This window comes from Marinovum sp. 2_MG-2023 (genome assembly GCF_030548265.1).
Lineage (GTDB): Bacteria > Pseudomonadota > Alphaproteobacteria > Rhodobacterales > Rhodobacteraceae > Marinovum.
Map to the genome: position 1 here is coordinate 1 of NZ_JAUOSD010000081.1, position 593 is coordinate 593.

At 65.1% G+C, this 593-nt stretch carries 1 protein-coding gene; it reads left to right on the forward strand.

The genetic code is table 11. The features are described from left to right. Nucleotides 1–593, forward strand: a 593-nt coding sequence (locus Q4577_RS23685) for a zinc-binding dehydrogenase (protein WP_303473389.1), incomplete at both ends; no start/stop codon positions are given.

Below are 593 nucleotides of genomic sequence, written 5' to 3' on the forward strand. Positions count from 1 at the left end.
CCCGGCGCGCCCAATCCGGCGACCGAGGCGGGGTATCATCACATCAGCCACAACCTGAAATTCATCGGGCTCGACACCGATGGCGCGCTGCAACAGCTGTGGAATGTGCCGGCCTTCACCCTGCACGCCCTGCCCGACGGGATGCGGCTGGACCATGCGGCGCTGATCGAACCGGTGGCCGTGGCCTGTCACGATGTGCGCATGGCCGGGCTTCAGGCGGGCGAGGATGTTGTCGTCATCGGCGGCGGCCCCATCGGCATTCTGGTTGCCATGGTGGCGCGCGATGCGGGCGGCAAGGTTGTGATCTCCGAGGTCAATCCGCACCGTCTGAAAATCGCAGAGCAGCTGGGTTTTGACACCGTCAACCCGATGGAAACCGACCTGAAGGCCGAGATCGAGGGCCGCACCGGTGGCAAGGGCGCGGAAGTGGTGTTCGAGGTCTCCGGCTCGCAACCCGGTGTCGATGCGATGACCGCCGTCGCGGCCACACGCGGGCGCATCTGCATGGTGGCGATCCATGCGAAAAAGCCGGTTGTCGACATGTTCCAGTTCTTCTGGCGCGAGCTGAAGCTGATCGGCGCGCGGGTCTATGA